Consider the following 25,032-nt stretch of genomic DNA (forward strand, 5'->3'; position numbering starts at 1 on the left):
CCCCCCGGATTCCGCAACATCCCGATCGCTTCAGCGATTCATGTCCGGCGGCAACGATCCCATCGCGCCGCGGGGCACGCCAATCGTGATTGCGAATGGGGCGCGATAAACCCGTCTTATCGGCCGGCGGCCCAGGTTTCGGCGACGTCCTGGGCTAGACGGGCCGCATCCGCCACGAAGTGGTGAGCCGCCCGCTTCGTGTGCATCGCCGTGAAGGTCAGGTCCGAGAGCCTCGGCTCGGCCGGCAGGATGCGCAGGGTGCCGGCACGGAGTTCGGCCTCGACCGCCGCCGGCGGGATCACGCAGATCCCGAGGCCCTCGATGCCCATCTTCACGATGGTGGCGAGCGAGGCGCTGGTGTGGATCTGGCTCGGCAGGAGGTTCTCCTGCAGGACGAGGTCGCGCAGCTCGACGTACGGGCTGGTGTTGCGCGGGTAGGTGATGAGCGGATGGTGCAGGAGCGCGCCGAGGCTGAGGGGCTCGTCGCCCGGCAGCAGGCCCGGCGCGGCGACCCACGCGACGGGGGTGCTGAACAACGGACGGTTGGCGAAGCTCGGCAGGGTGATCGGGCCGACGAGGAGGGCGAGGTCGATCTCGTCGGCGACGAGGGCGGCCTGCATGTTCGGCGAGATGTCGACCGTGATGTCGACGCCGATCCCGGGATGGGCGGCGCGCATGCGCTCGATGAAGCGGGACAGCCACAGGTGGACGATCGTCTCGGAGACGCCGAGCCGCAGGGTGCCCCGCGTCCGGCCGGTCTCATGCAGGGCCGCGCTCATCTCGGTCTGGAGCGCCAGGAACCGCTCCGCGAAGCCGAGGAGCAGGCGCCCCCGCTCCGTCAGCGCGACGTCTCGGCTGCGGCGCTCGAACAGCGTCCCGTACTCATGCTCCAGGGCTGCGATCCGTTGAGAGACCGCCGGCTGGGTGGTGTTCACCTTCTCGCTGGCGCGGCGGAAGCTGGAGAGTTTCGCGACCCAGTAGAACACCTCCAAGCTGCGGAAATCCGCCATCCTGCGATCGTCCCGATCCGCCGCCGTGCCCGGTCATATCGCGCTGGGCCGCGTCGGAGTGCAAGGTGTCGGCACAGCGGTCAGGATCCGGGGACGACCCGGGATCGGGACCCCGCACGGCGCTTCCGCGGGACGATTCCAGCACCGGCGTTTCGGGCGACCGGGCCGATGCCGCCATGACGGGGATGGCGGGCTCCAGGGCAGGGCTGATCAGGCCGGCGGATGGCGACCTCTCTCCGTCGGTGCTGCCCGAGTTAAGATGCCGCATCCGATGCGCGCGGCGGGGACGACGTGGCCGCATCATCGCCTTCAAGAACGGTCCGTTATCGCGGGTCGCGATCGCGTCGATCGCCGGGAAAATAGCCGGATCGGCACCGGTCTTTTTGAAAGTCTAGGTATTCGCGCCGGAACTCCAGGGACGATTTGGCATTTGAATCATCGTACAGTACTGGAGGAACGCTTAATGAAGGTCTCACGTTTGACCGGCGCAGTCGCGCTTCTGGCCCTCGTTGCCGGTCCCGCTCTCGCTGCCCCGTGCAGCACCGGAACCACGAAATCGAAGACCCCAGATCAGCAGGCGTCGAACCCCAGCAGCTCCGATGTCGACAAGTCGAGCAAGAATCTGGCTGGTGGTCAGCAGCCGGCTTCGCCCGGCACGGTCGGCGCCATGAACAACGCGGGCGCCGTTCAGACCGCAGATCAGCAGGCGCAGACCAACACGGGATCGAAGTCGACTGATCCGGCCGCCGCGAACCTCGCCGGTGGTCAGCAGCCGGCCTCGCCCGGCACGGTGGGAGCCATGAACAAGGCTGCCGCCGACCGTCAGACGGCCCCGGCATCGAACGACGGCTGCTGATCCGCGCGCCGCACGATCCTCGCCCTCAGGAAGCCCGCCTCGTCGCATCGAGGCGGGCTTTTGTGTTCCATACGCCTCGCATCCGGAAACGCGTGTCCGCCCCGGCTCCAGTCCGTTTGAGCTGGCCGCGATCGCGTGTATCTGGCACCGAAACCGGGTAGATTCGGCAATCGGTGTCGGGGAAGGAACGCGACGTGAGTGGGCGCCGGGCGCTGCTGCTCATCGGGGGGGTGCTGCTCGCAGCCGCCTGCCTTGCCGCCACGCCGCCCGGCGCGCGCCTGCGTGCTGAATCGGCGTCCGTCCTCGCCGGTCTGCAGACGCGGGTCGCGGCGCTGATACCGGAGCGGTCTCGGGGCTCGAGCGCTCCGGCGCCGCCTGCAGCATCCCGTACCGCTGTCGAGGACGGGCGCACACTGGTGCGGCTCGCGGCGCCGGAGCGCGCGCGGATCGGGCTTGTCGTCGAGACGCGCCCGGCGGTGCGCCATCGCCAGGAGTTGACCGCCTACGGCAGCGTCCTCGACCTCGCCCGCATCACCGACCTGACCAATAGCTACGCCGGCGCCGTCGCGGCGCTCCAGGCCGCCCGCGCCCGGGTCGAGGTCTCGGCCAGCGCCGCGCGCCGGGCTCGGAATCTCGGCGCCGGCGTCGTGGCGGTGGCGCAGATCGAGACCGCCGAAGGCACGCTCCTCACCGATCAGGCGGCCGTGACGGTGGCGGATTCACAGTTGCGCACCCTCGCCGCCACCGCGCGCCAGGAATGGGGGACTGTGCTCGGCAAGGCGATCATCGAGCGCACGCCGCTGGTGACGCGCCTGATCGAACGGGCCGATTTCCTCGTGCAGGTCACGCTGCCGCCCGGGGAATCTCTCCCCGAGGCGCCGCAGGCCGCCTTCGCGGAAGTGCCACCCCAGAGCGAGCGGGTCGCCCTGCGCCTGGTCTCGGCAGCGACGCGGACCGATCCACGCATCCAGGGGCAGAGCTTCTTCTACCTCGTCTCCGGCGACAGCGGTCTCCTGCCCGGAACCAGCACGATGGCATTTCTGCCCGCGCCGCGCGACGTGAAGGGCATCCTCGTGCCGGAAGACGCCGTCGTCCACGCGGAGGGCGGAACCTGGGTGTATCGGGGGATCGGCGACGGCGCCTTCGTGCGCCACCCGGTCCGGCCGGACGCCCCGATGTCGGCCGACGCCTTCGTGGTCGAGGATCTGCCGGACGGGGGCGAGATCGTGCTGCGGGGCGGCCAGGCCCTGCTCTCCGAGGAGATGAAGAGCCGTATCCGCGTCGTGGGCGACGACGATGACTGAGCCGTCCGCGTTTGGCCGCGGCGGTCCGCAGGCCGCCCTCGTCGGCTTCGCCGTCCGCTTGCCGCGAGTCGTCCTGGCCCTGGCCTGCGCCCTGGTGGTCTTCGGCCTCTACGCCCTCGCGGGGGCTCGCTACGACGTCTTTCCCGAATTTGCACCCCCGACCGTGACGATCCAGACCGAGGCGACCGGCCTGGATTCGGAGCAGGTCGAGGTTCTGGTCACGCAGCCCGTCGAGGTTGCGGTCGGCGGCCTGCCGGGGCTGGAGACCCTGCGCTCCACCTCGATCCAGGGCTTGTCGGTGATCACTGCGGCGTTCCAGCCCGGCAGCGACGTCGACCGGGTGCGCCAGCGGGTCAACGAGCGGCTCGCGGCCCTCGCCGGCCGCATGCCGGACGGGGTTGCGGCGCCCGCCATGACCCCGCTGACCTCCTCGACGCTCACCGTGCTTCTCGTCGGGCTGACTTCCGACACCCGCGACGCCATGGATCTGCGTCAGCTGGCGGAATGGACCGTGCGCCGGCGGCTTCAGGCGGTGCCGGGCATCGCGCAGGTCTCGATCTACGGCGGCGGCGTTCGCGCGCTGCAGGTCCAGGTCCGCCCCGACGACCTGATCCGGTTCCAGATCGGCCTCAACGACGTGCTGGCCGCCGCTCGGAAGGGAACCGGCGTGCGGGGGGCGGGCTTCGTCGACACGCCGAACCAGCGGGTGCTGCTCCGAACCGAGGGTCAATCCCTTACCCCGGAGGCGCTGGGCCGGATCGTGCTTCACAACGACGGCGGGGCGAGCGTGGTCCTCTCGGACGTGGCCACCGTCACGGCCGCCCCCGAGCCCGCGATCAGTGCGGCGCTCGTGGATGGAAAGCCCGGCGTCCTGCTGATGGTCGGTGCCCAGGTCGGGGTCGATACCCGCGCGGTGACGGCCCGGCTCGAGGCCGCGCTGGACGAGTTGCGCCCGGTCCTGAACCGGGAGGGCGCGACCCTGCGCACCGACCTGTTCCGGCCGGCGAACTTCGTGGACGTCGCCACCGGCAACGTCATGCAGGCGCTCGCGCTGGGCGGCGTTCTCGTGGTGGTCGTGCTCCTCGTCTTCCTGGCAGACTGGCGAGCCGCGCTGATCAGCGCGACGGCGATCCCGCTCTCGCTGATCGCCGCCGCGCTCGCCCTCCAGGCCTGGGGCGAGAGCCTCAACACGATGACCCTCGGTGGGCTGGCCCTGGCCATCGGCGAGGTGGTCGACGACGCGGTCATCGGCGTCGAGAACGTCGCGCGCCGGCTACGAGAGGCGCGGACCGGTGGCCGCAGTGCGCCCCGCGTGGTCCTGGCCGCGATGTTGGAGGTCCGGACCTCGGTCGCCTACGCGACGCTCGCCGTGATCCTCATGTTCCTGCCCGTCCTGGCGCTCACCGGCGTGGCCGGCCGCCTGTTCGGTCCGCTGGCGCTGGCCTACATCGCGGCGGTGGTCGCCTCGCTCCTCGTGGCGCTCACGGTCACGCCGGCCCTGGCGCTCCTGCTCCTCGGCGGCCGGACGGCGCGCGGCGACGGCGCCGTCCCGCGCGACCCGCCGGTGGTGCGCTGGAGCCGCGCGGCTTACCTCGGGCTGCTCGCCGGGATCGGCCGGGCGCCACGGTTCGCCATGGCCGGAAGCCTGCTGGTGACGCTCGCCGGAGCCGCGATCCTGCCGACCCTCGGTGCCGTGTTCCTCCCCGACCTCAAGGAAGGGCACATGATCCTGCACATGGTGGCCGTCCCCGGCACCTCCCTGCAGGAATCGCAACGGCTCGGCGGGTTGATCACCGCCGACCTGAAGGGGATTCCGGGTGTGCGCGCCGTAGCGGCGCAGATCGGGCGGGCCGAAGCCGCCGAGGACACCGCGGGTCCGCACTACAGCGAGATCCACATCGATCTCGATGCCGGCCTCGACGGGGCCGACCAGCGCAGGGTCGAGGCGGGCATCCGGCAGCTGATCGCCGGCTTCCCGGGGGCGGCTTTCTCCCTCAAGACCTTCCTCACCGAGCGGATCGAAGAGACGGTCTCGGGCTTTACCGCGCCGGTCGTGATTAATGTCGTCGGCAGCGACCTCGACCGAATCGAGGCGGCGGCCCGATCGGTGGCGCGGGAACTCTCGGAGGTGAAAGGCGCCCGCGATGTCCAGCAGGCCTCGCCGGCCGGGCTGCCGCAGGTCACCGTGGCCCTGCGCCCGGTGGATCTGCGCCATTGGGGCCTGGATCCGGTGGAGGTCCTGGAAGCGGTGCGCACCGCCTATCAGGGCGACCTCGTCGGTCAGACCTATCGCGGCAACGCGGTCTTCAACGTGCTGGTCATCCTCGACGAACGCGTGCGCGGCCGGCTCAGCGCGGTCGGCGACCTGCCGCTGCGGACCTCCGGCGGGCGCTACGTCCGCCTGTCCCAGGTCGCCGACGTCTATGAGAGCGCCGGCCGCTACCAGGTCCAACACCTCGGCGCGCAACGGGTCCAGGCGGTGACCGCCAACGTCGAGAACCGCGACGTGGCGGGTTTCGTGGCGGCGGCCAAGCGCAAGATCGCCCGCGAAGTGCGGCTGCCCGAGGGGGTCTACGTCACCTTCTCGGGAGCCGCCGAAGCCCAGGCGGCCGCCCGCCGCGACCTCCTGGTCCATGCCGGGCTCGCCGGTTTCGGGATCGTGGTGCTGCTCGCCATCGTCACCGGTTCCGCGGCGAACCTGCTGCTGGTGCTGGTCAACCTGCCCTTCGCGTTCGTGGGCGGCGTGGCCGCCGCGGCGCTCACCGGCGGGGTCTTGTCGCTCGGCTCGATCGTCGGCTTCGTGACCCTGTCGGGCATCTCCCTGCGCAACAGCGTGATGATGATCGCGCATTACGAGCAGATGGTGACCCGGGACGGGCGCCCCTGGGACGCCGCCACGGCGGCCGAGGGCGCCGCGGACCGGATGGTGCCGATCCTGATGACCTCCCTGGTCACCGGCCTCGGATTGCTGCCGCTGGCCCTCGGCGCCGGGGAGCCCGGCCGCGAGATCGAAGGCCCGATGGCCCTTGTGATCCTCGGCGGTCTCGTCAGCTCGACGGTGCTGAACCTGCTGATCCTCCCGGTCCTGGCGCTGCGATTCGCGCGGTTCCGGCGCGCCGAGCCGGCGGATCTGGAATTGACCGAGATCCGGTCCTGAGCGCGCCGCCGGGCATCTCGGTTCGCGGTCGCCGATACCCGCTCCGGCTATCCCTGCGGCGTATCGGCCCGTGAGATGATTGCGCACAAGCGAACGCCTCTGTGTTAACGTGACGTTGGACGGCCGAGGGCCRCCATCGGCAAGTCGTGGCAAGGGCGACAGGCATTGACGGACCAGCTGGAACGCACCCGCTTCGAAGCGGAGTTTGCGCGCACCGACGCGAGTTCCGATCCGTTCGTATCCGCCGTCCGGGCGACGCGGATGCCGATGCTGATCACCGATCCCAGCCAGCCGGACAACCCGATCGTCTTCGTCAACGCCGCGTTCTCGAAGCTCACCGGCTACGCGCATCACGAGATCATCGGCCGGAACTGCCGCTTCCTGCAGGGACCCGAAACCGACCAGGACGATGTCGACAAGATCAGGTCGGCCGTCGAGCGACGGGTGCCGATCGAGATCGAGATTCTGAACTACAAGAAGAGCGGCGAGATATTCTGGAACCGCGTCCTGATCGCGCCGGTGTTCGACCGAACCGGCGCGCTGACCTATTTCTTCGCCTCGCAATACGACGTGACGCCAGAGCGGGAGAAGCTCGCGCAGATGCAGCGTGATCGCGCCGCGCTGGAGCAGGAGGTGGAGCGCCGCACCCACGACCTCACCCGCAGCGAGGAGCGGCTGCGCTTCATCCTGAAGGCCGGACGCCTCGGCTCATGGACCCTCGACCTCACCGACATGCGGCTCACGGCGTCCGACACCTGCAAGTTGAATTTCGGGCGGGCCGCGGATGAGCCGTTCCGCTACGCGGACCTGCTCGACGCGGTTGAACCCGAGGATCGCCCCCGCATGCAGGCGGCGGTCCAGACTTCGATCGACGAGCGCAGCGATTACGACATCGAATACCGGGCGCGTACCCCGCAGGGCGAGCTGCGCTGGCTCCAGATCCGGGGGCAGGCCTTCTACGACGCGGCAGGCCGGCCCCTGAGCATGGCCGGCGTGTCCATCGATGTGACCGAGCGCAAGCGCGTCGAGGAGCATCGGACCCTGCTTGCCGACGAACTCAACCATCGGGTGAAGAACTCGATGGCGACCATGCAGTCGATCGCGCACCAGACCCTGCGCAACGCCCCATCCCTGGAGGAGGCGCACCGGACCCTCGACGCCCGGCTGCAGTCGCTCTCGGCGGCCCACGACGTTCTGACCCGCGAGAGCTGGATCGGCGCGACGCTGGGCGTGATCGTCGACGGGACGTTGCAGGCGTTTCGCGGCGGCGCGGCCCAGCGCTTCCTGATCACCGGTCCCGAGGTGTGGCTCACGCCGCGGCTGACGCTTGCCTTCACGATGGCGCTGCACGAGCTGGCGACCAACGCGGTGAAGTACGGCGCCCTCTCGAACGACAAGGGACGGGTGATCCTCAACTGGGACGTGGTGGACGGCGCGAAGCCAGCCCATCTCTGGTTCCGTTGGGAGGAGATCGGCGGGCCGCCCGTGACGGCGCCGTCGCGCGGCGGCTTCGGCACGCGCCTGATCGAGCGGGCCTTGGCGGCGGAGATGGGGGGCACGGCCGAGATCCAGTACCGTCAGAGCGGGGCGGTCTTCACCCTGGATGCGCCGCTGCCGGACCGGGTCCCCTCCGTCGCCGAGGCCGTCACGGCCTGAGGGGACGACGGCGTGCGCTCACGTCATGCGCGCCAGGACATCCTCCTTCCAGAGCCGGCGGTGCACGAACGCCATCGCGGCATGCCCGAGAACGACGACCAGCAGCGTGAAGCCCAACCCGTAATGGAAGAGGTCGGCGGGCAGCATCATCCAGTCGATCTTGGTCGAACGTGCCGGCATCAGCGGAATGCCGTAGGGCGTGAAGGGTTTGCCGGATCCGTATTGGCGCAGCAGGCCGAGACTCGGGACCAGGATCATCAGGCCATAGATCAGGCCGTGGCCGGCGGCCGCGGCGCGCCCGGCACGGCCCGGATGCGCCGGTCGCCGCCGGAAATTCGCCAATCCCCAGATCCCGCGCAGGAGCACCAGAACGAACAGCGTGAAGCCGAGGGTGAAGTGGCTGCCGCCCACGAGGCGGGTCAGCGCCATGTCGCCGACCGTCACGTAAAGCAGGGCGCCGGCGAATTGCCACGTGAACAGGAGAGCCATCAGCCAGTGAAACCCGCGGCTGATCCGGCCGTACCGATCCGGCGTGTCGCGCCAGACGGCGCGCGGCGCGGCTGCGCGCGCCGTCATCGACATGCGCAAGCCGTGCCTTCGCTCCAGAGATCCCCCGCCATCCCGCCGGCCTGGAGGATCTCGGACGCAGCCGTCGTCAGCGCCTGGTCCGGTCCAGGCTGGCGGAGGTAGGTGGCGAGGTCCCGCGAGAGCCGCTCGAGCGGATGGCCGCGCAGGAAGCCCTGGAGGCCGACGGAGCGTTGGGCCAAGTGCAGGACCTCGAGACCGGCCCGCTCGACCGCGAGGCGGACCAGGTTGATGTAGGCGACCACCCGCTCGGGCGACAGCGCGGAGTCCGACGCGACCCGCGCGCCGCGCTCGACCCAGAGGCGTGCCCCTTCCACCGCGATCGCGCCCTCGCCGAGCCGCGCCAACTGATGCGGGTCGCCGCCGCGCCCGAGGCGGTCCAGGTGCAGGCGCCAGGCGTCGAACACCGCCTCGAGACCGCCGACCTGCACCGCTGCGAACCGCCATGCGCCACCCGAGAAGGCCGGCTGACGGAAGTACGCGTCGGGCTCGCCCAGGACGTCGTCCGGGTCGAACGGCAGGCCGGTGAAGTCGACGGTGCCGGTGGCGGAGGCGCGCATCCCCTGCGCCCGCCACGCCGAGAGATCGGCCCGTTCGCCGGCCTCGATCGGCACCACCAGCATCGGCGTGCCGGACAGGCCCGGATGCCGCGCCGTGACGACGGCGCGGGTAACGTAACCCGCGCCGGACGCGAAGCTCTTCACACCTTGGAGCCGTGCGCCGACCGGCCGATCCTCGATCCGGAGGCCGCCGTCTGCCGGTTCCGTGTTCCAGACCCCGAAGAGGTGACCGGCGCGCGCATCGGCGAACAGGCGCGCCCGCTGGCCGGCGGCAGCGTGCCGGGCGATGAGCTGGAGCGCGTTGACGTGCCCTTCGTAGAGCCGCCCGAGCGCGAGGCTGCCGTAGCCGACGAGCCGCAGCACTTCCGCGAGGGCGGCGGCGCCGGGCTCCGTCCCCAGGCCGGCACCGCCCTGGTCGACCGGAATGGGGGCGGCGAGCAGTCCCAGGCGGCCCAGGTCGGCGATGTCGTCCACCGGGAACCCGTCGTCCCGGTCATGCGCAGTCGCCCGTGCCGCCGCCAAGCCGGAGATCGTCCGCGCAGCCGCTTCAGAATCGTAGATGGGATCGAGGCGGGTCCACTGGTCCATGCGCCGGTCTCCCGTCAGGCCGCGGCCGGCTGCGGGGTAACGCGCGCAGCACGTCGATCCGAGCGCACCGCGCCGTCACGATCGCGGGCGAAGCCTGCGGATCCCGCGCGATCGCGCAGGGTCGATCGGTCGGATGCCATCACGAGTCCACCTCCTGCCGCCCGCACAGGATGCCGACGATCTCACATAATCAACCTGAGACTGAACCACTCTTTCCCTGTCCGGCGCTGCGACCAAATGCGGCCATCATCCCGCCGTCCCCAGCCATCAGGTACACGGACGGCGATTGATCTCGCCGTCGAGGTAGGTCGACCATTCCGAGATTGTCGTGAGCTGAGAGCCGAACATCCGGCTGACCTGATGGAACCCGAGAGCGCGGTAGCTCTCGAACTGGCTTTCCGTGAACCACTGATTGGCCGTGCTTTCGTGCGGGAAGGTCGCGCTGGTCGCTCCGTAGGCGCGCACCTCCGCGGGGATGTCGTCGAGGAAGCTCGGCTTGATGTAGATCAGCGAGCCGGCATCCCGGGCGCCCGGATAGGTGATCGTGCCGCGGGCAAAGCCGAGGGCGGGTGCCCGCGGGCCGGCCTGTTCGGCTGCTGGGCGCGGTCGGATGCGCATCTCGCCCATCTGCACCTTCGCCAGCCCGTCGACCTCCGCTTTCCGGATGACGTTGCCCAGGTCGAAGAACGTGCAGTTTGCGTCCTGGCCGGCGTCGATCACCACGATGCGGGCGCAGCGCCGGCGCAGCATCTCGTAGAGGCCGAGATTGTCGAAATGGCCGCCATCCGACAGGTAGACGGCTTGGCGGACGTCCGTGCTGCGGCCGCCAAGTTCGCTCAGGAGAGCCAGCACGGAGTTCTTCGGCTTGGCGAGCCGCAGATCCTCCGCCCGCGCGACGGCGGGGTTGGGCAGCCATGCACCGAGCCGGACATTGAAGAGCGTCATCAGGAAAGCGATCAAGGGCGAGGAATGGTAGCCCCAGTTGGGACTGACCGCCGCGCCGGAGATCGTGAGAACGCCGCCGAGGAGCGGACCTTTCCCGGCACTCACGCGGTCGCCGCGCGTCTCCATTCCGGCATAGTCTGTGGTGCGGATGAAGGCCCCGCGCGGACCGTCCGGCTGGCCCGGCGCGCGGGGGATCTCGGCGCGGTCGAGGATCGCCGCGCCACAGGCGAACGGCGTCGCCGTGAAGGAGGCGGCCTTCCGCTCCGCCCACTCCGTGCGCTGGATGTCGGTGAGGTTGAGGGTCATGTTGATGACCGGCAGCAACCGCTTGCCCGTCCCGAGTTCGGCCACCCGCGGGCTGTCGCTCTCGTCGAAATCCGTGAAGGGGTCGGCGTCCCGGTGCGCCCGGGCGGAGCCGAGGAAGGCCCGGGTCAGGCGGTTGCGATAGACCCCGTGCATCGAGAAGCGGTTCACGTTGACCCGGCCGAAGAGCTGGACGGCGCCGGCCAGCACCGCCGCCACCCCAAGATCGAGGATGACGATCATCGCGTAGGGGTTGATGGCACAGGCGGAATCAGGGCCGCTCCGCACTGCGGCGGGCGCCAGGCAGGGCCCCCACCAGGCGTAGGCGGCGCCGAGCAGCCGCCCGAGGGACCAGCCCATGAGCACAAACAAGCTGATTCCGAACAGCGCCGCCATCACGCTCAGACCGATCATCACGAGATCGTCCATCCGCCCCTTGGCGGTCAGCGACTGGGCGCGGACGAAGACCTGCTTGCCGAGGAAAGCCGCGAGGGGACCGGTGACGAGGGTGACGAGAGCGCTGAGGAGCCCGGAGAGGTCCGCCTCGTCGCGACCGAGGGCGACGGCCGACAGGTAGAGGCAGCACAGGCACAGAGCCGCCCAGCCGAAGGCGGCAAGCAGCAGCTGCCCGTCGACCCGCGCGACCCATTCGCGGTCGAGGTCGGCGCGCTCTGCGCTCCGGCGGAATCCGATGAAGACCACACTCTGGAACAGGTGGGCGACGATCAGGGCCGGCGGCGCCAGGATGGCCAGGAACTGGGAAACGCCCACCGCCGCTGGATCGAACGGCGCGGGATTGCGGCTCACGATCCCATCGATGCTCCAGCGGGCGCCCAGGAAGATGAGGGCGGCCGCGACGAGGCTGCTGGCGAGCCACGGGCCGAAATTCCGCCTGTAGAGCCACAATCCGGGATGACCCTTTTGCGTCTGCCACGCGAGCCCGAAGCCGTATCCGGCGACCTGGACGGCGACATACGCGGCGCTCAGGATGCCCAGTGTCAGATTCGGGATCGGGAGCGGCTCGTCGAAGAGCGCCCGGATCGTGAAGGGCAGCGCCAGAGCCCAGAGGATCGTGGGTGCCAGGATGCGGACCGCAATCCTGTCCGGTGAGGCGTAGGACGTCCGCCCGGCCTCGCGCGGCCGGTGGCTCGGCAGCAGGATGCAGGCGCTGAAGGTCGCCAGCAGCAGGGCGGCGCTGCCGAGCGCCAGGGGAAGCCACAGGAGGGTTCGGCTCGCCGCCTCGAGGGCGGTCCGGTAGGCCAGCAAGCCCAGGGGGATGAACAGCAGCAGCGGGAAGATGATCAGCCAGTTGAGGATGGTGTTCCGGATGTAGAGGACGATGCCGGCCCACGTATCCCGGGACAGGAGCCCGATTTCCGGCGTCAGGTAGTTCGTGTAGCGCCGCAGCTTGGCGAAGGCTTCGTTGCCGGTCTCCGCCAAGCGCCGCTCCGCCTCGTCGAGGCTGCCGCACTGGCGGATGAACGTCTGCAGCCAGCCGCCCGCGAATCCGCCGCCGGACACGGTCGAGAGGTAGTGGAATTCGCCCAGCATCCGCCGGGTTGCCAGGGCCTGCACGGCCCCGAGGCAGAACGTGGCGCTGCGGATGCCGCCCCCAGAGAGGCAGAGGGCCGTGAGGCGCGCCTCATCAGCCCGCTGCTGCCAGGGCGGCGCGTCGCCATCCGGACAAGGTCCGCAGAAGTGATCCAGCTCCTCGGTGAGCATCCGCTCCGTATCGAGCACGGATGGGAGCGCCTGCGCGCTCAGGACCGGCAGATTGCGTGGTGCCGCGTCTCCGAGCGGTTCGGACCTGTCCTGGCTGTCCATGGCTCCTCCGACCGCACGCGCCGTTCCGGGGCTGGCTTGACCCCGCGGGACAGAATTCAAGATCTGCAGCAAGAGACTTCGCCGCCGGTCTCGAAATCAAGTCCCGCAGATCATCGATTTTTGATTGTCGTCACTCACATTGCGGCGAAAACGTTCAATATTACGTACAATTTTATGTAGATATATTTGCCATTTTTTAGAAAAATGTCAGTATCGTAGCCGACATCAGCTTGTAAATCAATTTTTACGATCACATTAAGATCAGAGGTTTTGCGAAATCAGAATTGCTGGCATCATCCATTTGGGGGACGCGTTCGACTCTGCTGCCCCGTAAGCAGGGTCCGGCGCAGCCTGACCGGTGCGGGGTTCCCGACCATGCCCGAGATGCGATCGTGACCCGGCCTCGGATCGCACACGGCTTCGCGCTGGCGGCGCTCATCGGGCTCGCGGCGTCCCGGACGGGCGCCGGTGAGCCGGGGCCGCACGCGCGCCCTCTCTTCCTTTCGCAATCCTGGAGCGATGACGAGAGGGCTTGGTTCTACAGCGCGAGCCAGGGCTCGCAGATCATGCCCTATGCCTGGTTCATGTCGCTGGAACGCCCGGACGGCGAAAGCCTGTTCGCCGAGGATGGGCTGACGCGCTTCGGCTACCTGCCCAATCCCTATGACGGCGCGCGCGGCCTTCCGCGGACGGGTCTCCCGATCGGCTTCACCAAGGACGTCGATGACCGTGGCGAGTGGATCGGCATGACCTGCGCCGCCTGCCACGTGAACCGGGTGGAGCTGCGCGGGCAGGCGATCCAGGTGGATGGCGGTCCGGCGGACGCCGACATGTTCGCCTTCATCGAGGAACTCGGCCGTGCCGTTTCCCAGACCGTCGACGAGCCGGCCCGGTTCGACCGCTTCGCCGGCCGCGTGATCCCGCCGGAGCTGTCCGCGCAGGACCCGAGCCAGGCGGAGGCCGATCGCCGTCGCCTGCGCGCCAGCCTCGCCCGGTTCGCCCAGGGGTTCTCGAGCTACGTGGCGACCAGCCGTCCGGCAGTCTCCTGGGGACCGGCCCGTCTCGATGCCTTCGGGATGATCTTCAACCGCGCGACCGGCATCGACCTGCACGAGCCCGGGAACGTTGCCGAGCCGAACGCGCCCGTCAGCTATCCCTTTCTGTGGGACACCTCCTGGCACGACCGGGTGCAGTGGAACGGGTCCGCCCCCAACAGTCTCGCCGTCGAGCGACTGGGCCGCAACGTCGGCGAGGTGCTCGGCGTCTTCGCCGCCGTCGAGATCCGCGAGCCGACCCTCCCGCCGCTGTGGTTCGACACCTCGGCGGACCGGGTCAACCTCCTGCGGATCGAAAGCCAGCTCGGCAGCCTGACGGCTCCGGCTTGGCCGGAACGGATCGCCCCGCGGACCGACGCGCAGAGACAGGATGCCGCCGCCGGCAAGGTCCTCTACGACCAGCTCTGCCTGTCCTGCCACGCGATCGCGCGTACGGGTGCGGATCGGGTCCAGTCGGTGGTCCTGACGCCCCTGGCCGAGATCGGGACCGACCCGACGATGGCGGTCAACGCGGCGTCGCGGCGCGCGCGGACGGGCATCCTGGAAGGCGTCCGGATGCCGTTCCTGGCGACGACACCGCCGCTCCCGGCCGAGACACGCAGCCTCGACCTTGTCGCGGCGATCGTGGCGGGCGCCATCCTGGCTCCCCTCGACCGGGCGTCGGACCCGTCCGGAATCGGCCCGGGTCAGGCCGCCATCGTCGATCAGCTGCTCAAGCGGGGCGCCGCGGCGGCCGAATCGCGCAACGTGCTGCTCAACGACGTCTCGACCGACGGCGGCAAGGGGCTCGTCGCCACCTTCCTGGCCAAGCGGACGGATCGCGATCCCCTTGTCTACAAGGCGCGTCCCCTCGACGGGATCTGGGCGACGGGGCCGTTTCTCCACAACGGCTCGGTGCCGAACCTGTATGAAATCCTCCTGCCGGCCGACCAGCGCTCCGAGGCATTCCGTGTCGGCAGCCGTATCCTCGACGAGGAGCGGATCGGTTTCCGCTCCGATCTCGGACCGTTCCTGTTCGACACCACCCTGCCGGGCAATTCCAACCGCGGCCATGAGGGTCCCGCCTACGGAACCGACCGGCTCGACGGTATGCAGCGCCGCCAGCTGCTGGAATACTTGCGCATGCTGTAGAAGCGCGGCAATATCGCCTTAATTACTTTCGACGCGCGTATTCGTTTGTCGTCGATTGTAACGTTCTTTGAGGTCCGGTGACCCCGGACCATCGGCAAGGAGCCCGCTGCGGCGAGCTTGGTTCGCGTCCGCACCATCCCTTTTCGTGGAGCACGGCGATGCAGGATCTCGAAGCCTATTCGCATCTTGTCGGATCCATCTACGACCGCGTCGGCCAGCCGGAAGAATGGTCCGCCCTTCTCGAGGATCTGACGGATTTCGTCGGCGGCCGGGTCGGACAGCTCGCCGTCTTCAGCCTCGACGGGTCGCGCAAGCCCATGTGGGCCGTATCCGGTTTCGACCGGTCGGCCTATCGCACCTTCCTCTACCGCCACGCCACGGAGGATCCGCGTCTCCCCTACATCCTCTCCAATCAGGGGAAGGTCATCCGCGCGGAGGAGGGGGTCGATCCGGCGCAGTTCCGCGAGACCGCGCTGTTCAAGGAGGTCGTTCGTCCCTTCGGGATCGAGCACAGCCTCGTGACCTACTTCGCCCGGGAGGCCGACGTCATGGCGACGCTGGCGGCCATGCGTGACGAGGAGGCGGGACCGTTCCGGTCCGGAGAGGTGCGGCGGCTAGCGATGCTCGTCCCGCACCTGCGCCGGGCTTTCGAATTCTATGCGCTGCTGCGGCAGGCGTCCGAGCGCTCCTCCGATCTCGCCTCGGCCCTCGATCTGCTCGATGCTGCGGTGATCCTGACCGATTCCCGACTGCGCGTCGCCCACGCCAACCGCGCCGCCGAGACGCTGGCGCAGACGCGGACCGGCCTGTCCCTCGACAAGGGCAGCCTCGTCCTCAAGGACGGCCAGTGCTCCCGACGATTCGCGCGTGCCGCCAGCGAGGCCCTGGCCGCCGCGAGCGGCGACGTCACCATCACACAGGCCGAGCCCATCGCGATCACCTGCGGCGAGACCGGAACGCCGTATCGGGTCTCGCTGCACCCGCTGTCCAGGCGTCCAACCGGTACGGGCAGCCGGGTGAAGGCGGAACTCGCGGTCGTGATCCGCACCGGTGCGGCCAAGGCCCAGGATGGCGCCACCATCCGTCTCCAGCGCCTGTTCGGGCTCACGGGAGCCGAGGCGCACCTCGCCAACGCCGTGGCCTCGGGGCGCTCCCTCGACGCCCACGCCCGGGATCGCGGCATCGCGATCTCGACCGTCCGGACGCAACTGCGGGCTCTCTTCGCGAAGACGGAGACGCACCGGCAGGGCGAACTCGTGGCGCGCCTGCGCGAGGGCCTGGACATCTCCCTGAACTGACGGCCGACGACCGGCCGGCCCATCCGGGGCCGAGCCACGGCCGCATGGAGGATTCGCATGGATTCGGCCGTTCCGGATGACCTCCGCCACGATGCGCCCTGCCTGGACGATCTGGAGGCGCTGCCCATGCCGGAACGCTGGCCGCTCGCGCGTGCCTGGATCCGGCAGGCGCCGCGACCGTTCTTCGCGCAACTCCGGGCGCGTCGGCCGGTCCTCGATTGCGGCGCGGTCGTCCTGGTCGCCCGCCGCGTCGCGGTCGCCGAAATCCTGTCCCTGCCGCGTGTCTTCTCGGTGGCGCTCTACAGGCCCAAGATGGGCGCGTTCATGCTGGCCCTCGACGAGACCGAGGTGAATTACCGCGACAAGGCGGTGATGCGCGCCGTGATGGCCTGGGACGACCTCGCCCGGATCCGCGCGCTCGCGGGTGCCATCACCGATGCGGCCCTCGATGCCGGAGGCGGCGCGACCGACGTCGTGGCGACGATTTCGCGCCAGGCGCCCCTGCGGATCGTCCAGCAGGTCTTCGGCTTCTCGGCCCCCGACGCCGACCTGCTGCGCTGGTCCTACGCGAACCAGTTCGACCAGTTCAACAACCTGCCCTTCGACCAGCGGCCCGACGCCGATGCGATCCAGACGGAAGCGGCGCGCGCCCGCGAGGAGATGCGCGCGGCGTTCGCGTCCCTCATCCCGGCCCGTGTCGCGGCCATCGAGGCGGGCGCCGATCTGCCCGACGATGTCCTGACCCGGCTGCTCCGGCTGCACCTGCCGGCGGCGGCGGGCTTCGGCATGGACCGCGTGGTGATCAATGTCGGCGGGCTGCTGATCGGCGCCATCGAGACCACCTCGGAAGCCGTGGTGAACGCCCTGGCCGAACTCCTGCGGCGGCCCGCCGTGCTGGAGGCGGCGCGCGCGGCCGCAGCGGCCGGTTCGGCAGCCTTCGACGGGTATGTCTGGGAGGCGCTGCGCTTCGCGCCGATCGTGGCCTTCATGTTCCGCCAGGTCGAGACCGACCACGTTCTCGGGCGCGGCACCGCCGATGCGGCCACGCTCGCGAAGGGGCGGGTGGTTCTGCCGCTCAGCCTGTCCGCGATGTTCGATGACGACTGGCTCCCGGATCCGGAGCGGTTCGATCCGACCCGGCCGGATCACGCCTATCTCCATTTCGGCCTCGGGCATCACGCGTGCCTCGGCCGATACGTAGCGGGGGCCATGATCCCCGAGATCCTGCGCCGCATCCTGCTCCGCGACGGGCTGCGGGCCGAGGGGCCTGTCGAGGACGGGGGTACGCCGTTCCCGACCGCGTTCCGGATCGCCTACGGCCCGCAGGGACAAGGCGGCGCCCCGTCCCACGCGTGACCCGGCGCACCCGACGGATCCGGTCCGCCCGGGCGGCGCATCGGGCAGGGTCTCAGTTCAGCGTCCGGTTGGCGCGCAGGCGAGATACCGCCAGGTCGACGAAAGTGCGCACCTTCGCGGGTGCGTGCCGGCCTTCGGGATAGAGCACGTGGACCGGAAGGGGCGCCTCTTCGTAGTCGGAGAGCACGATCTGGAGCCTCCCGTCCTCCAGGTCGGGGCCGATCTGATAATGCAGTACCCGCGCAAGCCCCCAGCCCGACCGGGCGGCGCCGATGGAAACCTCGTTGGTGTTGCCCTCCAGGGCCGGGTGGACGACGACGCGCTCGCCGCCCCCAAACCGCCATTCCGGCGAGGCCCAGGCGCCGGTCGAGATCGCGATCCGGTGACGCTTGAGGTCGGCCGGCGTCGTCGGAACGCCGTGCCGCGCAAAATAGGCCGGCGCGCCGCAGATGACGTGGCGCACGGAGCCGACGCGGGCGGCCGTGACGCCGGAATCGGTCAGGTGGCCGATCCGGATCGCCACGTCGATGCCTTCCTCGACGATGTTCACCGGCCGGTCGACGAACAGGGTCCGCGCCGACATCGTCGGGTGGATATCGAGATAATCGGTCACGATCGGGAGCACGTGCATCTTGCCGAACAGGACTGACGCCGTGACCGCGAGTGTCCCCGACGGCGTCGCGTTGGAGCCGGCCGCCGCCGATTCCGCCTCGGCGATGTCGGCCAGGATGCGACGGCAATCCGCGTAGTAGCGGCCGCCCGCCTCCGTGAGCTTCACGGAACGCGTCGTGCGGATCAGGAGCCGGGCTCCGATGGCCTCCTCGAGGGCGGCCACGGCGCGCGTCACGGCCGGCGGGCTCATGTGCAGCAGGCGGGCCGTCTCGGCAAAACTCGCCGTTTCGGCGACCCTGGCGAAGACCCGCATCGCCTGCCAACGATCCATGACCACGCTCCTCGCCGTCGCGCACCGGCCACGCCCCTGAGACCCGAGGAGGCCTGCTCGCCCCCTCGGACCGGGCGCGATCAGAAGCCAGGAGGACTGAGCCCCGGATGATCGTCCGGCCGGCGCCCGAGGGGCCAGCGGAATCTGCGGTCGGATACCGCGACGGGCAACGCGTCGATGCTGCTGTGCCGACTGTGCATCAGCCCGTCTTCGGCGAATTCCCCGTTCTCGGTCCCGAAGGTCCGAAACCCGCGCCCGCTGCCGTGGTGGTCTTCATAGGCGTAGTGCGCCGCCCCGGTCGGCGAAGTCCGGAGAGAGCGGATCGTGCGGGCTGCGACGCGCGTCACAGGGCGAGCTGAATCCGCTCCGTCCCGTCGGCCGGCACCGCCGAGCAGATCAGCACCTCGTCCTCCGCCACGGCGGCGCTCGGTTCCTTGAGATAGGTCACCGAGCCGGCGAGCAACGTGGTGCGACAGGTCCCGCAGGTCCCCTCGCGGCAACTGAACTCGGGCGCGAGCCCCCGGGATTCGGCGAGATCGAGGAGGCTGCCCGATCCCGGTATCCAGCGCGCCTCCTTCCCGGTTTCGAGGAAGGCCACGGGCACCGACTCGGCCGAGGCCGGCGGGCGGGGTGGGGCGAAGACCGCCGGCCCGCCCGTCCTGACCAGTGTCGAGGGACCGAACGCCTCCGCGTGGATCCGGTCATCCGGCACGTTGGTGCCGCGCAGCCCGTCGTAGAGCGCCTGAGTGAAGGCTGACGGCCCGCACAGGTAGAAATCGTAATCGGCGAAGGCCAGAACGCGTGTCAGCAGGACCATGTCGATCCGGCCCGCGGCCTCGTAATCGAGGCCGGCCCGGGCGTCGGAGACGTCGCTCAGGACGCGCACGATCCTGACGGCACCCTGCGCGGCTGCGGCCAGATCGGACAGCTCTGCGTCGAACGGTCGGTCGGCTTTCGAGCGGGCGGCGTAAAACAGCGTGGTCGGTCGGAGCTTGCGGGTGCGCAGACCCTCGTACACGACGTGTCGGAGCATCGCGAGGAGCGGTGTGATCCCGATTCCGCCGCCCAGGAGGACCACCGGGCGCGGCTCATGGGCGTCGAGGGTGAAGCGTCCGTCCGGTGCGCGCGCCTCGATGAGGTCGCCGACCCGGACGTCGTCGTGGAGATGGCACGAGACGGCCCCGTCGCGCTTCACGCTGATTCGATAGGTCGGGTCGGAGGGCGCGACCGAGAGCGTGTAGGTTCGGATGACCGCCGCCTCCGTGCCCGGCAGCATCACCCGGATCGGAAGATGCTGGCCTGCTTGGTGCGCAATCCGGCCGGCGCCGTCGGCCGGCGCCAGATGGAAGGAGCGGACGGCACGGCTCTCCTCGACGATCCGCGTCACTCGGAACGGCCGCCAGCGAGCCGCGCGGTCGGCCGCCCGCACACGGTCGTCTGCCTCCGTCCAGTCGCCGGTCGTCAGCGTGTTGGGTGACCAGCTATCTGCCCGGAACGACCAGCGCAGCGGGAGCGCGCCGCGCCTTCGCACGACCCGGTGCGGCCGAAAGGTCCAGAGCCGCTCGGCGCCCTGGAAGGCTGCGATCTCGGGCGAATCCAGGATCACCGCGGCCTCGCCGGTCAGATGGAGGAGTTCGCCGGTCTCGAAATCGGTGAAGACCAGCCCGGCCTTCCCGTTCAGGAGGATGTTGCCGAGGGTGGCGAAGAACAGGTTGCCGGCGAAATCGGGAATGGTCAGCGTGCCGTCCGCGGCGACGCGGACGAACCCCGCCTTGCCGCCGCGATGCGAGACGTCGGCCTGACGGCGACCCTCCCGCTCGGTGTAGGAGGCCACGAAGAACGTGTCGGCGGCCGCGATCATGACGCGCGCCGCTCCGTCGAGATTTGCGATCTCCTCGACCGGGGCCGCGGCCGGCGCGCGGGGATCCCTGGCGAGGGTCATGTCGCGGAGCTGGATGTATTGGGGACAGTTCCCGAAGCTCTGGTCGACCTCGACGCGCAACGCCCCGCCGGCAGACGACCGCACGATCCCGTTCACACGGTTACGCCTGCGGGTATGCAGTTCGATGCCGAGGAGACCGACGGCCTCCCCGTCGCGCATCCCCTCGGCCGCGGGGTCTCCGGGGTCGGGCCGCGCATCGATGTCCAGGGCGGTGGGTGTCGGCGCGCTGACGAAGCCGGGTCCGCCGGCCAGGAGCGTGGCCCACGCGTCTCCCTGCCGGTCGACGGTTCCAAGCACGACGAAGGGGATCTGCGCGTAGAAGGCGCGATGCTGATCGGGCATATGGTCCCGCACCACCTGCCGACCGATCGCCTCCATCCGCCCGGCGACGCCGACCGTCTCCTGAATGGATATTTCGCCGGCATGCCAAGTCGGCAGCTTCGGCAGGGTCCGACCGTGATCCATGTCCGCGCCCTCCGCTCCTGTCCGGTCCGGTGCGCGGGCGCGCCCGGACCCGCCCGTCATGCCGCCGCCGTGAGGCCGGCCTGGGTTTCGGCAAAGGGGACGAAGCCCGGCAGCCCCTCGGTCCGGCGCAGGAACGCCTGCACGTTCGGGTAGCCGGACAGGTCTACATTGCCCTCCGGTGCGCGGGCCACATAGCTGTAGACCGCCACGTCCGCGATGGTCGGCCGCTCGGCCGCCAGCCAGTCCCGGTCGGCGAGGTGTGCCTCGATCCGCGCGAGCAGCGTATGCGCCCGGGCGATCACCTCCTCGGGACGGAATCCGGCCCCGAAGACCGTGATCAGCCGTGCCGCGGCCGGACCATAGGCGATCTCACCCGCGGCGACCGACAGCCAGCGCTGGACCGCGGCCGCGCCCCGCGGATCTTCGGGCAGCCAATCGGAGCGTCCGAGGCGCTTCGCGACGTAGACGAGGATCGCGTTGGAATCGGACACGATCGTACCGTCGTCATCGAGCACCGGAACCTGGCCGAACGGATTCAACGCGAGGAAGCCCGGCGTCTTGTGCGCGCCGGCCTTCAGATCGACCTCGATCAGCTCGTGGGGGGCACCGATCAGCGCCAGGCACAGGCGCGCGCGGTGGGCATGGCCCGAGAGAGGATGGTGATAGAGCTTCATGGGTGCGGGCCTCCGTCGGGGTCGGGGTTCGCCCCGAGCCGTTGGAACAGGATGCCGCGACTGCGCTTCTGACAGAATGCGCGTTCTGGACAGTACAAAATTCCGGTTTGCGGAATAATCCGTGCGTGGTGCCGATCTCACCAGACCGCGTCACTGAAAGCCGTGACCGTTCCAACGGACGAAGCCACGGCTGCCGCCATGGGCAAACATGTGCACCTTCGGAATCCGTTCCGGGCCGACCCGGATGCCGGCGCCGAGCATGGTGTGAACATTTTGCAGGAGCTGACCCCGCCGCATGTAGAACGTCACCGCGCAGACCTGCATGCCGCAATTCTGGCTGCGCGTGGACGATCCCGAGCAGCGGATGGCATCGTGTGCGATGATGAGGTCCGGCAAGCCGTCACCGTCGAGGTCGCGTTCTACAGCTCCGGACTCGTCCATCGTGCCGTGACGACTTTCGCATCCATCCGCGATTTCCTGCTGGATCAGGTAAGCCGCCGCCTTGGAGCGGGATTGAGCCGGCGTCGCGATCGCGACGGCAATCGCAGATGCGGCAAGCACGAACGAGATATTCATCGATCACTCATGCAGACAATAATTTAGACCATCGATGATGATAGAGATATTGATATCCTGCAACAGCATTCGATGGAAGACGATCGCTCCATCGGTTGGTCTTGGAACCGATCCGCCCAGGGTCGCGCTGCCTGCACCGCCATCCTCGGCGAAGGCCGATCGGCCCAACGCGAACGTCCCAGCTTGGCTGGACGCGGTGCGCGACACGGTGCCGGCGGTCGGCTGACGGTGAAGGATCGTCCGCCCCGTGCGGGACTTGGCAGTCCCTCTCGGGTTGCGCGGGCGCGTTCTTGCATGCTCGTCTCGCGTGTCGCGTCCGCCTCCGCATCCCCCGCGGCCACCGGACGCGATGTTCCCCCATTCCCGCAAGGAGCTTCGCCATGGGCCATCTCTCGACCCACGTGTTGGACACCGCCTCGGGCAGGCCGGCGGCGGGCGTCGCCGTCGCACTGAACCGTCTGGCCCCCAGCGGAGCCGCGGAGCTCGTTGCGTCGGCCGTCACCAATGCCGACGGGCGCACCGACCGCCCGCTGCTCGAAGGCACGGCACTGGCGGTCGGCATCTACGAGCTCACCTTCCATGTCGGCGCCTATTTCGCCGGGGCGGGCGTGACCGGGGAGCCGCCGTTCCTCGATGTCGTACCCGTCCGGTTCGGGGTCTCCGATCCGGACGGGCGCTATCACGTCCCGCTGCTGATCGCCCCGTGGAGCTACACCACCTACCGCGGCAGCTGAGCCGGCCCCGGCCGCGGCGCACACGGGGTCCGTCCCGTCGTTCGGCCGTTCGGCCGCCCCCGGTCGAGGGCCGCGCCGGACACGACTTCCGAAAGCTTCGGCCCGGGCTTGACACCGGCGCCATAACCGAAGAGCCTTGTTTTCAGGCGTGGGGCAAAGCTGCCCAGTTTCGCGCCAATCTATCTCGAACTGTCCTGGCGATGCCGCCCGCAGTGCTCACGCACTGGCGGGCTTTTTGCGTTCTGAAGGATTGCATGGGTCACAGCCATCACCGGATCGGCATCCTGTTCTCCGCGGACGGTCCGTATGGCCTTCTCGGGCGGGCGATGCTGAACGGCGCCACCCTGGCCGTCGAGGAGGTGAATGCGCAGGGCGACGTCGTCCTCGAGCCGGTGTTCGTCGATCCGCAGGGCGTTCTCGCCGGCTACGTCGCCGGCGCCGAACGGCTCCTCGGCGCGGGGATCCGGCACGTGGTGGGCTGCTACACGTCGTCGAGCCGCAAGGAGATCATCCCGATCTTCGAGAAGCGGGAAGCTCTGCTCTGGTATCCGTCGCATTACGAAGGCTTCGAGACCTCCGCGAACGTGATCTATACGGGAGCGGCACCGAACCAGCACATCGTGCCTCTGGTGCAGCACCTGCTCGCCCAGGGCGGCAGGACGGCGTTCTGCGTCGGGGCCAACTACATCTGGGCGTGGGAGAACAACCGGATCCTGCGCGAGACCCTGGCGATCGCGGGAGGCCGGGTCGCGGGCGAGCGCTACTTCGCGGTGGGCGAGACCGCCTTCAACCAAGTGATCGAGGCGATCCTGGCCGCGCGGCCGGACTTCGTGTTCAACACCCTGATCGGAACCTCGGCGTACCGGTTCTTCCGCGATTTTCGCAGCGCCTGCCGCACGCGCGGCATCGACCAGCCGCGGACGATGCCGGTCGCCAGCTGCAGCCTCGCCGAGCCGGAGCTGGAGGCCCTCGGGCCGGAGGCGGTCGAGGGGCACCTGTCCTCGAGCGTCTACTTCACGTCGATCGACACGCCCCGCAACCGTGCCTTCACGGCGGCCTATGCGGCGCGCTTTCCCGAAGGTCCGACCGCGTCGGCCGACACCGAATCCTCGTATCTCGCGGTCCATCTGCTGGCGCGGGCGCTGGCACGGGCCGGGACGGAGGACGCCACAGCGGTGCGCCGGGCCGCCTGCGCGGGCGACTTCGAGGCGCCGCAAGGGCGGGTGCGCCTCGACGAGACGACCCTGCATGCCTGCCTGACGCCGCGTATCGGACTCTCGACGGCAGCCGCCCGCTTCACCATCGTGGCGCAGGCAGCAGAACCCGTGGCGCCCGACCCCTATCTGGTGCGCAGCGACCCGCGCGTGGTGCCGGTGAGCCGGCGCCCGCACCTGCGGGTGGTGCCATGACCAATCCCCGCCTGATCCAGAATTTCAGCGGCGCGCACGCCCTGCTGATCGCGCCGCCCACCACCGCCACCGAGGTTCTGGCCGGCACGCTGATGAAGCTCGGGCTCACCGTGGCCTCGGTCCTCCCGGCCGGTGACGCGCCCTGGCTCAATTTCGCGATCCTCGATCCCGAGCATCACATCGTCATCGTGGACGGCGACCTGCCGCTGCCGGGCATCGCGGCGAGCGCCGTCTCCGACCTGCCGCCGGTCCCCGTGGTCGGCCTCGTGGGCGTGGAGGCTCCGAGCCGCCTCAAGGGCCTGCTCCAGCTCGGCGCCACCGGGCTGCTGCGCAAGCCGATCCACGGCGCCTCGGTTTATGCGGCCCTGTTCCTCGCGGTGAACGAGCACAACCGCCGGCGCGTCCTCGAGGAGCGCCTCGCGCGTCACGAGGAGCGGCGGCGCGGCCGGCGCCACGTCGTCAAGGCGATCCTGCGGGTGATGCACGAGCACGGCCTCGACGACGATGCGGCCTACGAGGCGCTGCGCCGCGACGCGATGCGCGCCCGCCAGCCCCTCGAAACCTATTGCGAAGCCCTGGTGCAGGCGCGCCCGCCGATCGCGGCGCCCATCGCGCCCGCGCGCCTCGCCCGCTCGTGAAGTTCCCAGCAACCCCCGAAGAC

Annotated in this window: 18 protein-coding genes and 1 pseudogene; 10 read left to right on the forward strand and 9 right to left on the reverse strand. The window is 69.7% G+C overall.

The features are described from left to right. Positions 1–116: 116 nt before the first annotated feature. Complete coding sequence (locus AC1DXK_RS04690) at positions 117–1,010, reverse strand: LysR family transcriptional regulator (protein WP_457106258.1); 894 nt, start codon at positions 1,008–1,010, stop codon at positions 117–119. 463 nt (positions 1,011–1,473) lie between these two features. On the opposite strand from AC1DXK_RS04690, the gene AC1DXK_RS04695 reads away from it, so the two are divergent. The 4 genes from AC1DXK_RS04695 to AC1DXK_RS04710 all read left to right on the forward strand — a co-directional run bounded on the left by AC1DXK_RS04695 (position 1,474) and on the right by AC1DXK_RS04710 (position 7,983). Next, complete coding sequence (locus AC1DXK_RS04695; protein ID WP_457106276.1) at positions 1,474–1,866, forward strand: exopolysaccharide production protein YjbE; 393 nt, start codon at positions 1,474–1,476, stop codon at positions 1,864–1,866. A 194-nt stretch (positions 1,867–2,060) separates the two neighbouring features. Next, the gene (locus AC1DXK_RS04700) at positions 2,061–3,170 is read left to right on the forward strand and encodes an efflux RND transporter periplasmic adaptor subunit (RefSeq protein WP_457106257.1); all 1,110 of its coding nucleotides are present in this window, start codon (positions 2,061–2,063) and stop codon (positions 3,168–3,170) included. Further along, positions 3,163–6,327 (forward strand): efflux RND transporter permease subunit, encoded by a 3,165-nt coding sequence (locus tag AC1DXK_RS04705; RefSeq protein ID WP_457106256.1) that lies wholly within the window; start codon positions 3,163–3,165, stop codon positions 6,325–6,327. The genes AC1DXK_RS04700 and AC1DXK_RS04705 overlap by 8 nt, the downstream gene beginning before the upstream one ends. A 165-nt stretch (positions 6,328–6,492) precedes the next feature. Beyond that, entirely contained in the window at positions 6,493–7,983 is a 1,491-nt protein-coding gene (locus tag AC1DXK_RS04710; RefSeq protein ID WP_457106255.1) for an HWE histidine kinase domain-containing protein, read from the forward strand. Between the two features lie 18 nt (positions 7,984–8,001). Here the strand turns inward: AC1DXK_RS04710 and AC1DXK_RS04715 are convergent, their stop codons facing one another. The 3 genes from AC1DXK_RS04715 to AC1DXK_RS04725 all read right to left on the reverse strand — a co-directional run bounded on the left by AC1DXK_RS04715 (position 8,002) and on the right by AC1DXK_RS04725 (position 12,788). Beyond that, a complete protein-coding gene (locus tag AC1DXK_RS04715; protein WP_457106254.1) occupies positions 8,002–8,559 on the reverse strand; it encodes a cytochrome b in 558 nt (185 codons plus the stop codon). Beyond that, positions 8,556–9,716 carry an acyl-CoA dehydrogenase family protein gene (locus tag AC1DXK_RS04720; protein ID WP_457106253.1) on the reverse strand — a complete coding sequence of 387 codons (1,161 nt, stop codon included), beginning with the start codon at positions 9,714–9,716 and terminating at the stop codon, positions 8,556–8,558. The genes AC1DXK_RS04715 and AC1DXK_RS04720 overlap by 4 nt, the downstream gene beginning before the upstream one ends. A 267-nt stretch (positions 9,717–9,983) precedes the next feature. After that, a complete protein-coding gene (locus AC1DXK_RS04725; RefSeq protein ID WP_457106252.1) occupies positions 9,984–12,788 on the reverse strand; it encodes a patatin-like phospholipase domain-containing protein in 2,805 nt (934 codons plus the stop codon). Between the two features lie 392 nt (positions 12,789–13,180). Between AC1DXK_RS04725 and AC1DXK_RS04730 the strand changes: the two genes are divergently transcribed. The 3 genes from AC1DXK_RS04730 to AC1DXK_RS04740 all read left to right on the forward strand — a co-directional run bounded on the left by AC1DXK_RS04730 (position 13,181) and on the right by AC1DXK_RS04740 (position 17,628). Beyond that, a complete protein-coding gene (locus tag AC1DXK_RS04730; RefSeq protein WP_457106251.1) occupies positions 13,181–14,974 on the forward strand; it encodes a di-heme-cytochrome C peroxidase in 1,794 nt (597 codons plus the stop codon). Between the two features lie 158 nt (positions 14,975–15,132). After that, positions 15,133–16,272, forward strand: a complete 1,140-nt coding sequence (locus AC1DXK_RS04735) for a helix-turn-helix transcriptional regulator (protein WP_457106250.1) — start codon at positions 15,133–15,135, stop codon at positions 16,270–16,272. A gap of 57 nt (positions 16,273–16,329) precedes the next feature. After that, a complete protein-coding gene (locus tag AC1DXK_RS04740) occupies positions 16,330–17,628 on the forward strand; it encodes a cytochrome P450 (protein ID WP_457106249.1) in 1,299 nt (432 codons plus the stop codon). Positions 17,629–17,680: 52 nt separating this feature from the next. Here AC1DXK_RS04740 and AC1DXK_RS04745 read toward each other — a convergent pair whose 3' ends face one another. From AC1DXK_RS04745 to AC1DXK_RS04765, 5 genes and pseudogenes are all read right to left on the reverse strand, one after another. Continuing rightward, positions 17,681–18,571, reverse strand: coding sequence for a LysR family transcriptional regulator (locus AC1DXK_RS04745; protein ID WP_457106248.1), 891 nt, complete (start codon positions 18,569–18,571; stop codon positions 17,681–17,683). Positions 18,572–18,651: 80 nt separating this feature from the next. Continuing rightward, positions 18,652–18,864, reverse strand: a pseudogene (locus tag AC1DXK_RS04750) (DUF1348 family protein); the annotation flags it as partial. Positions 18,865–18,914: 50 nt separating this feature from the next. Then, complete coding sequence (locus tag AC1DXK_RS04755; protein ID WP_457106247.1) at positions 18,915–20,978, reverse strand: 2Fe-2S iron-sulfur cluster-binding protein; 2,064 nt, start codon at positions 20,976–20,978, stop codon at positions 18,915–18,917. Positions 20,979–21,034: 56 nt separating this feature from the next. Then, the gene (locus AC1DXK_RS04760; protein WP_457106246.1) at positions 21,035–21,652 is read right to left on the reverse strand and encodes a glutathione S-transferase family protein; all 618 of its coding nucleotides are present in this window, start codon (positions 21,650–21,652) and stop codon (positions 21,035–21,037) included. Between the two features lie 150 nt (positions 21,653–21,802). Continuing rightward, positions 21,803–22,228 carry a hypothetical protein gene (locus AC1DXK_RS04765; protein ID WP_457106245.1) on the reverse strand — a complete coding sequence of 142 codons (426 nt, stop codon included), beginning with the start codon at positions 22,226–22,228 and terminating at the stop codon, positions 21,803–21,805. A gap of 380 nt (positions 22,229–22,608) precedes the next feature. Between AC1DXK_RS04765 and uraH the strand changes: the two genes are divergently transcribed. The 3 genes from uraH (at position 22,609) to AC1DXK_RS04780 (ending at position 25,009) form a co-directional block, all read left to right on the forward strand. Beyond that, positions 22,609–22,962 carry a hydroxyisourate hydrolase gene (uraH, locus tag AC1DXK_RS04770; protein ID WP_457106244.1) on the forward strand — a complete coding sequence of 118 codons (354 nt, stop codon included), beginning with the start codon at positions 22,609–22,611 and terminating at the stop codon, positions 22,960–22,962. A 254-nt stretch (positions 22,963–23,216) separates the two neighbouring features. After that, positions 23,217–24,371, forward strand: coding sequence for a transporter substrate-binding domain-containing protein (locus AC1DXK_RS04775; protein ID WP_457106243.1), 1,155 nt, complete (start codon positions 23,217–23,219; stop codon positions 24,369–24,371). After that, positions 24,368–25,009 (forward strand): ANTAR domain-containing response regulator, encoded by a 642-nt coding sequence (locus tag AC1DXK_RS04780; RefSeq protein ID WP_457106242.1) that lies wholly within the window; start codon positions 24,368–24,370, stop codon positions 25,007–25,009. Before AC1DXK_RS04775 ends, AC1DXK_RS04780 begins: the two co-directional genes overlap by 4 nt. Positions 25,010–25,032: the final 23 nt, after the last annotated feature.

Source organism: Methylobacterium sp. P3_A11, assembly GCF_056403155.1.

What these genes read in the sequence shown, in the direction of transcription:
- AC1DXK_RS04690 (WP_457106258.1), bottom strand. Translation starts at nt 1,010, where the DNA reads ATGGCGGATTTCCGCAGCTTGGAGGTGTTCTACTGGGTCGCGAAACTC.
- AC1DXK_RS04695 (WP_457106276.1), top strand. Translation starts at nt 1,474, where the DNA reads ATGAAGGTCTCACGTTTGACCGGCGCAGTCGCGCTTCTGGCCCTCGTT.
- AC1DXK_RS04705 (WP_457106256.1), top strand. Translation starts at nt 3,163, where the DNA reads ATGACTGAGCCGTCCGCGTTTGGCCGCGGCGGTCCGCAGGCCGCCCTC.
- AC1DXK_RS04715 (WP_457106254.1), bottom strand. Translation starts at nt 8,559, where the DNA reads ATGACGGCGCGCGCAGCCGCGCCGCGCGCCGTCTGGCGCGACACGCCG.
- AC1DXK_RS04720 (WP_457106253.1), bottom strand. Translation starts at nt 9,716, where the DNA reads ATGGACCAGTGGACCCGCCTCGATCCCATCTACGATTCTGAAGCGGCT.
- AC1DXK_RS04725 (WP_457106252.1), bottom strand. Translation starts at nt 12,788, where the DNA reads ATGGACAGCCAGGACAGGTCCGAACCGCTCGGAGACGCGGCACCACGC.
- AC1DXK_RS04735 (WP_457106250.1), top strand. Translation starts at nt 15,133, where the DNA reads ATGCAGGATCTCGAAGCCTATTCGCATCTTGTCGGATCCATCTACGAC.
- AC1DXK_RS04740 (WP_457106249.1), top strand. Translation starts at nt 16,330, where the DNA reads ATGGATTCGGCCGTTCCGGATGACCTCCGCCACGATGCGCCCTGCCTG.
- AC1DXK_RS04745 (WP_457106248.1), bottom strand. Translation starts at nt 18,571, where the DNA reads ATGGATCGTTGGCAGGCGATGCGGGTCTTCGCCAGGGTCGCCGAAACG.
- AC1DXK_RS04755 (WP_457106247.1), bottom strand. Translation starts at nt 20,978, where the DNA reads ATGGATCACGGTCGGACCCTGCCGAAGCTGCCGACTTGGCATGCCGGC.
- AC1DXK_RS04760 (WP_457106246.1), bottom strand. Translation starts at nt 21,652, where the DNA reads ATGAAGCTCTATCACCATCCTCTCTCGGGCCATGCCCACCGCGCGCGC.
- AC1DXK_RS04765 (WP_457106245.1), bottom strand. Translation starts at nt 22,228, where the DNA reads ATGAATATCTCGTTCGTGCTTGCCGCATCTGCGATTGCCGTCGCGATC.
- uraH (WP_457106244.1), top strand. Translation starts at nt 22,609, where the DNA reads ATGGGCCATCTCTCGACCCACGTGTTGGACACCGCCTCGGGCAGGCCG.
- AC1DXK_RS04775 (WP_457106243.1), top strand. Translation starts at nt 23,217, where the DNA reads ATGGGTCACAGCCATCACCGGATCGGCATCCTGTTCTCCGCGGACGGT.
- AC1DXK_RS04780 (WP_457106242.1), top strand. Translation starts at nt 24,368, where the DNA reads ATGACCAATCCCCGCCTGATCCAGAATTTCAGCGGCGCGCACGCCCTG.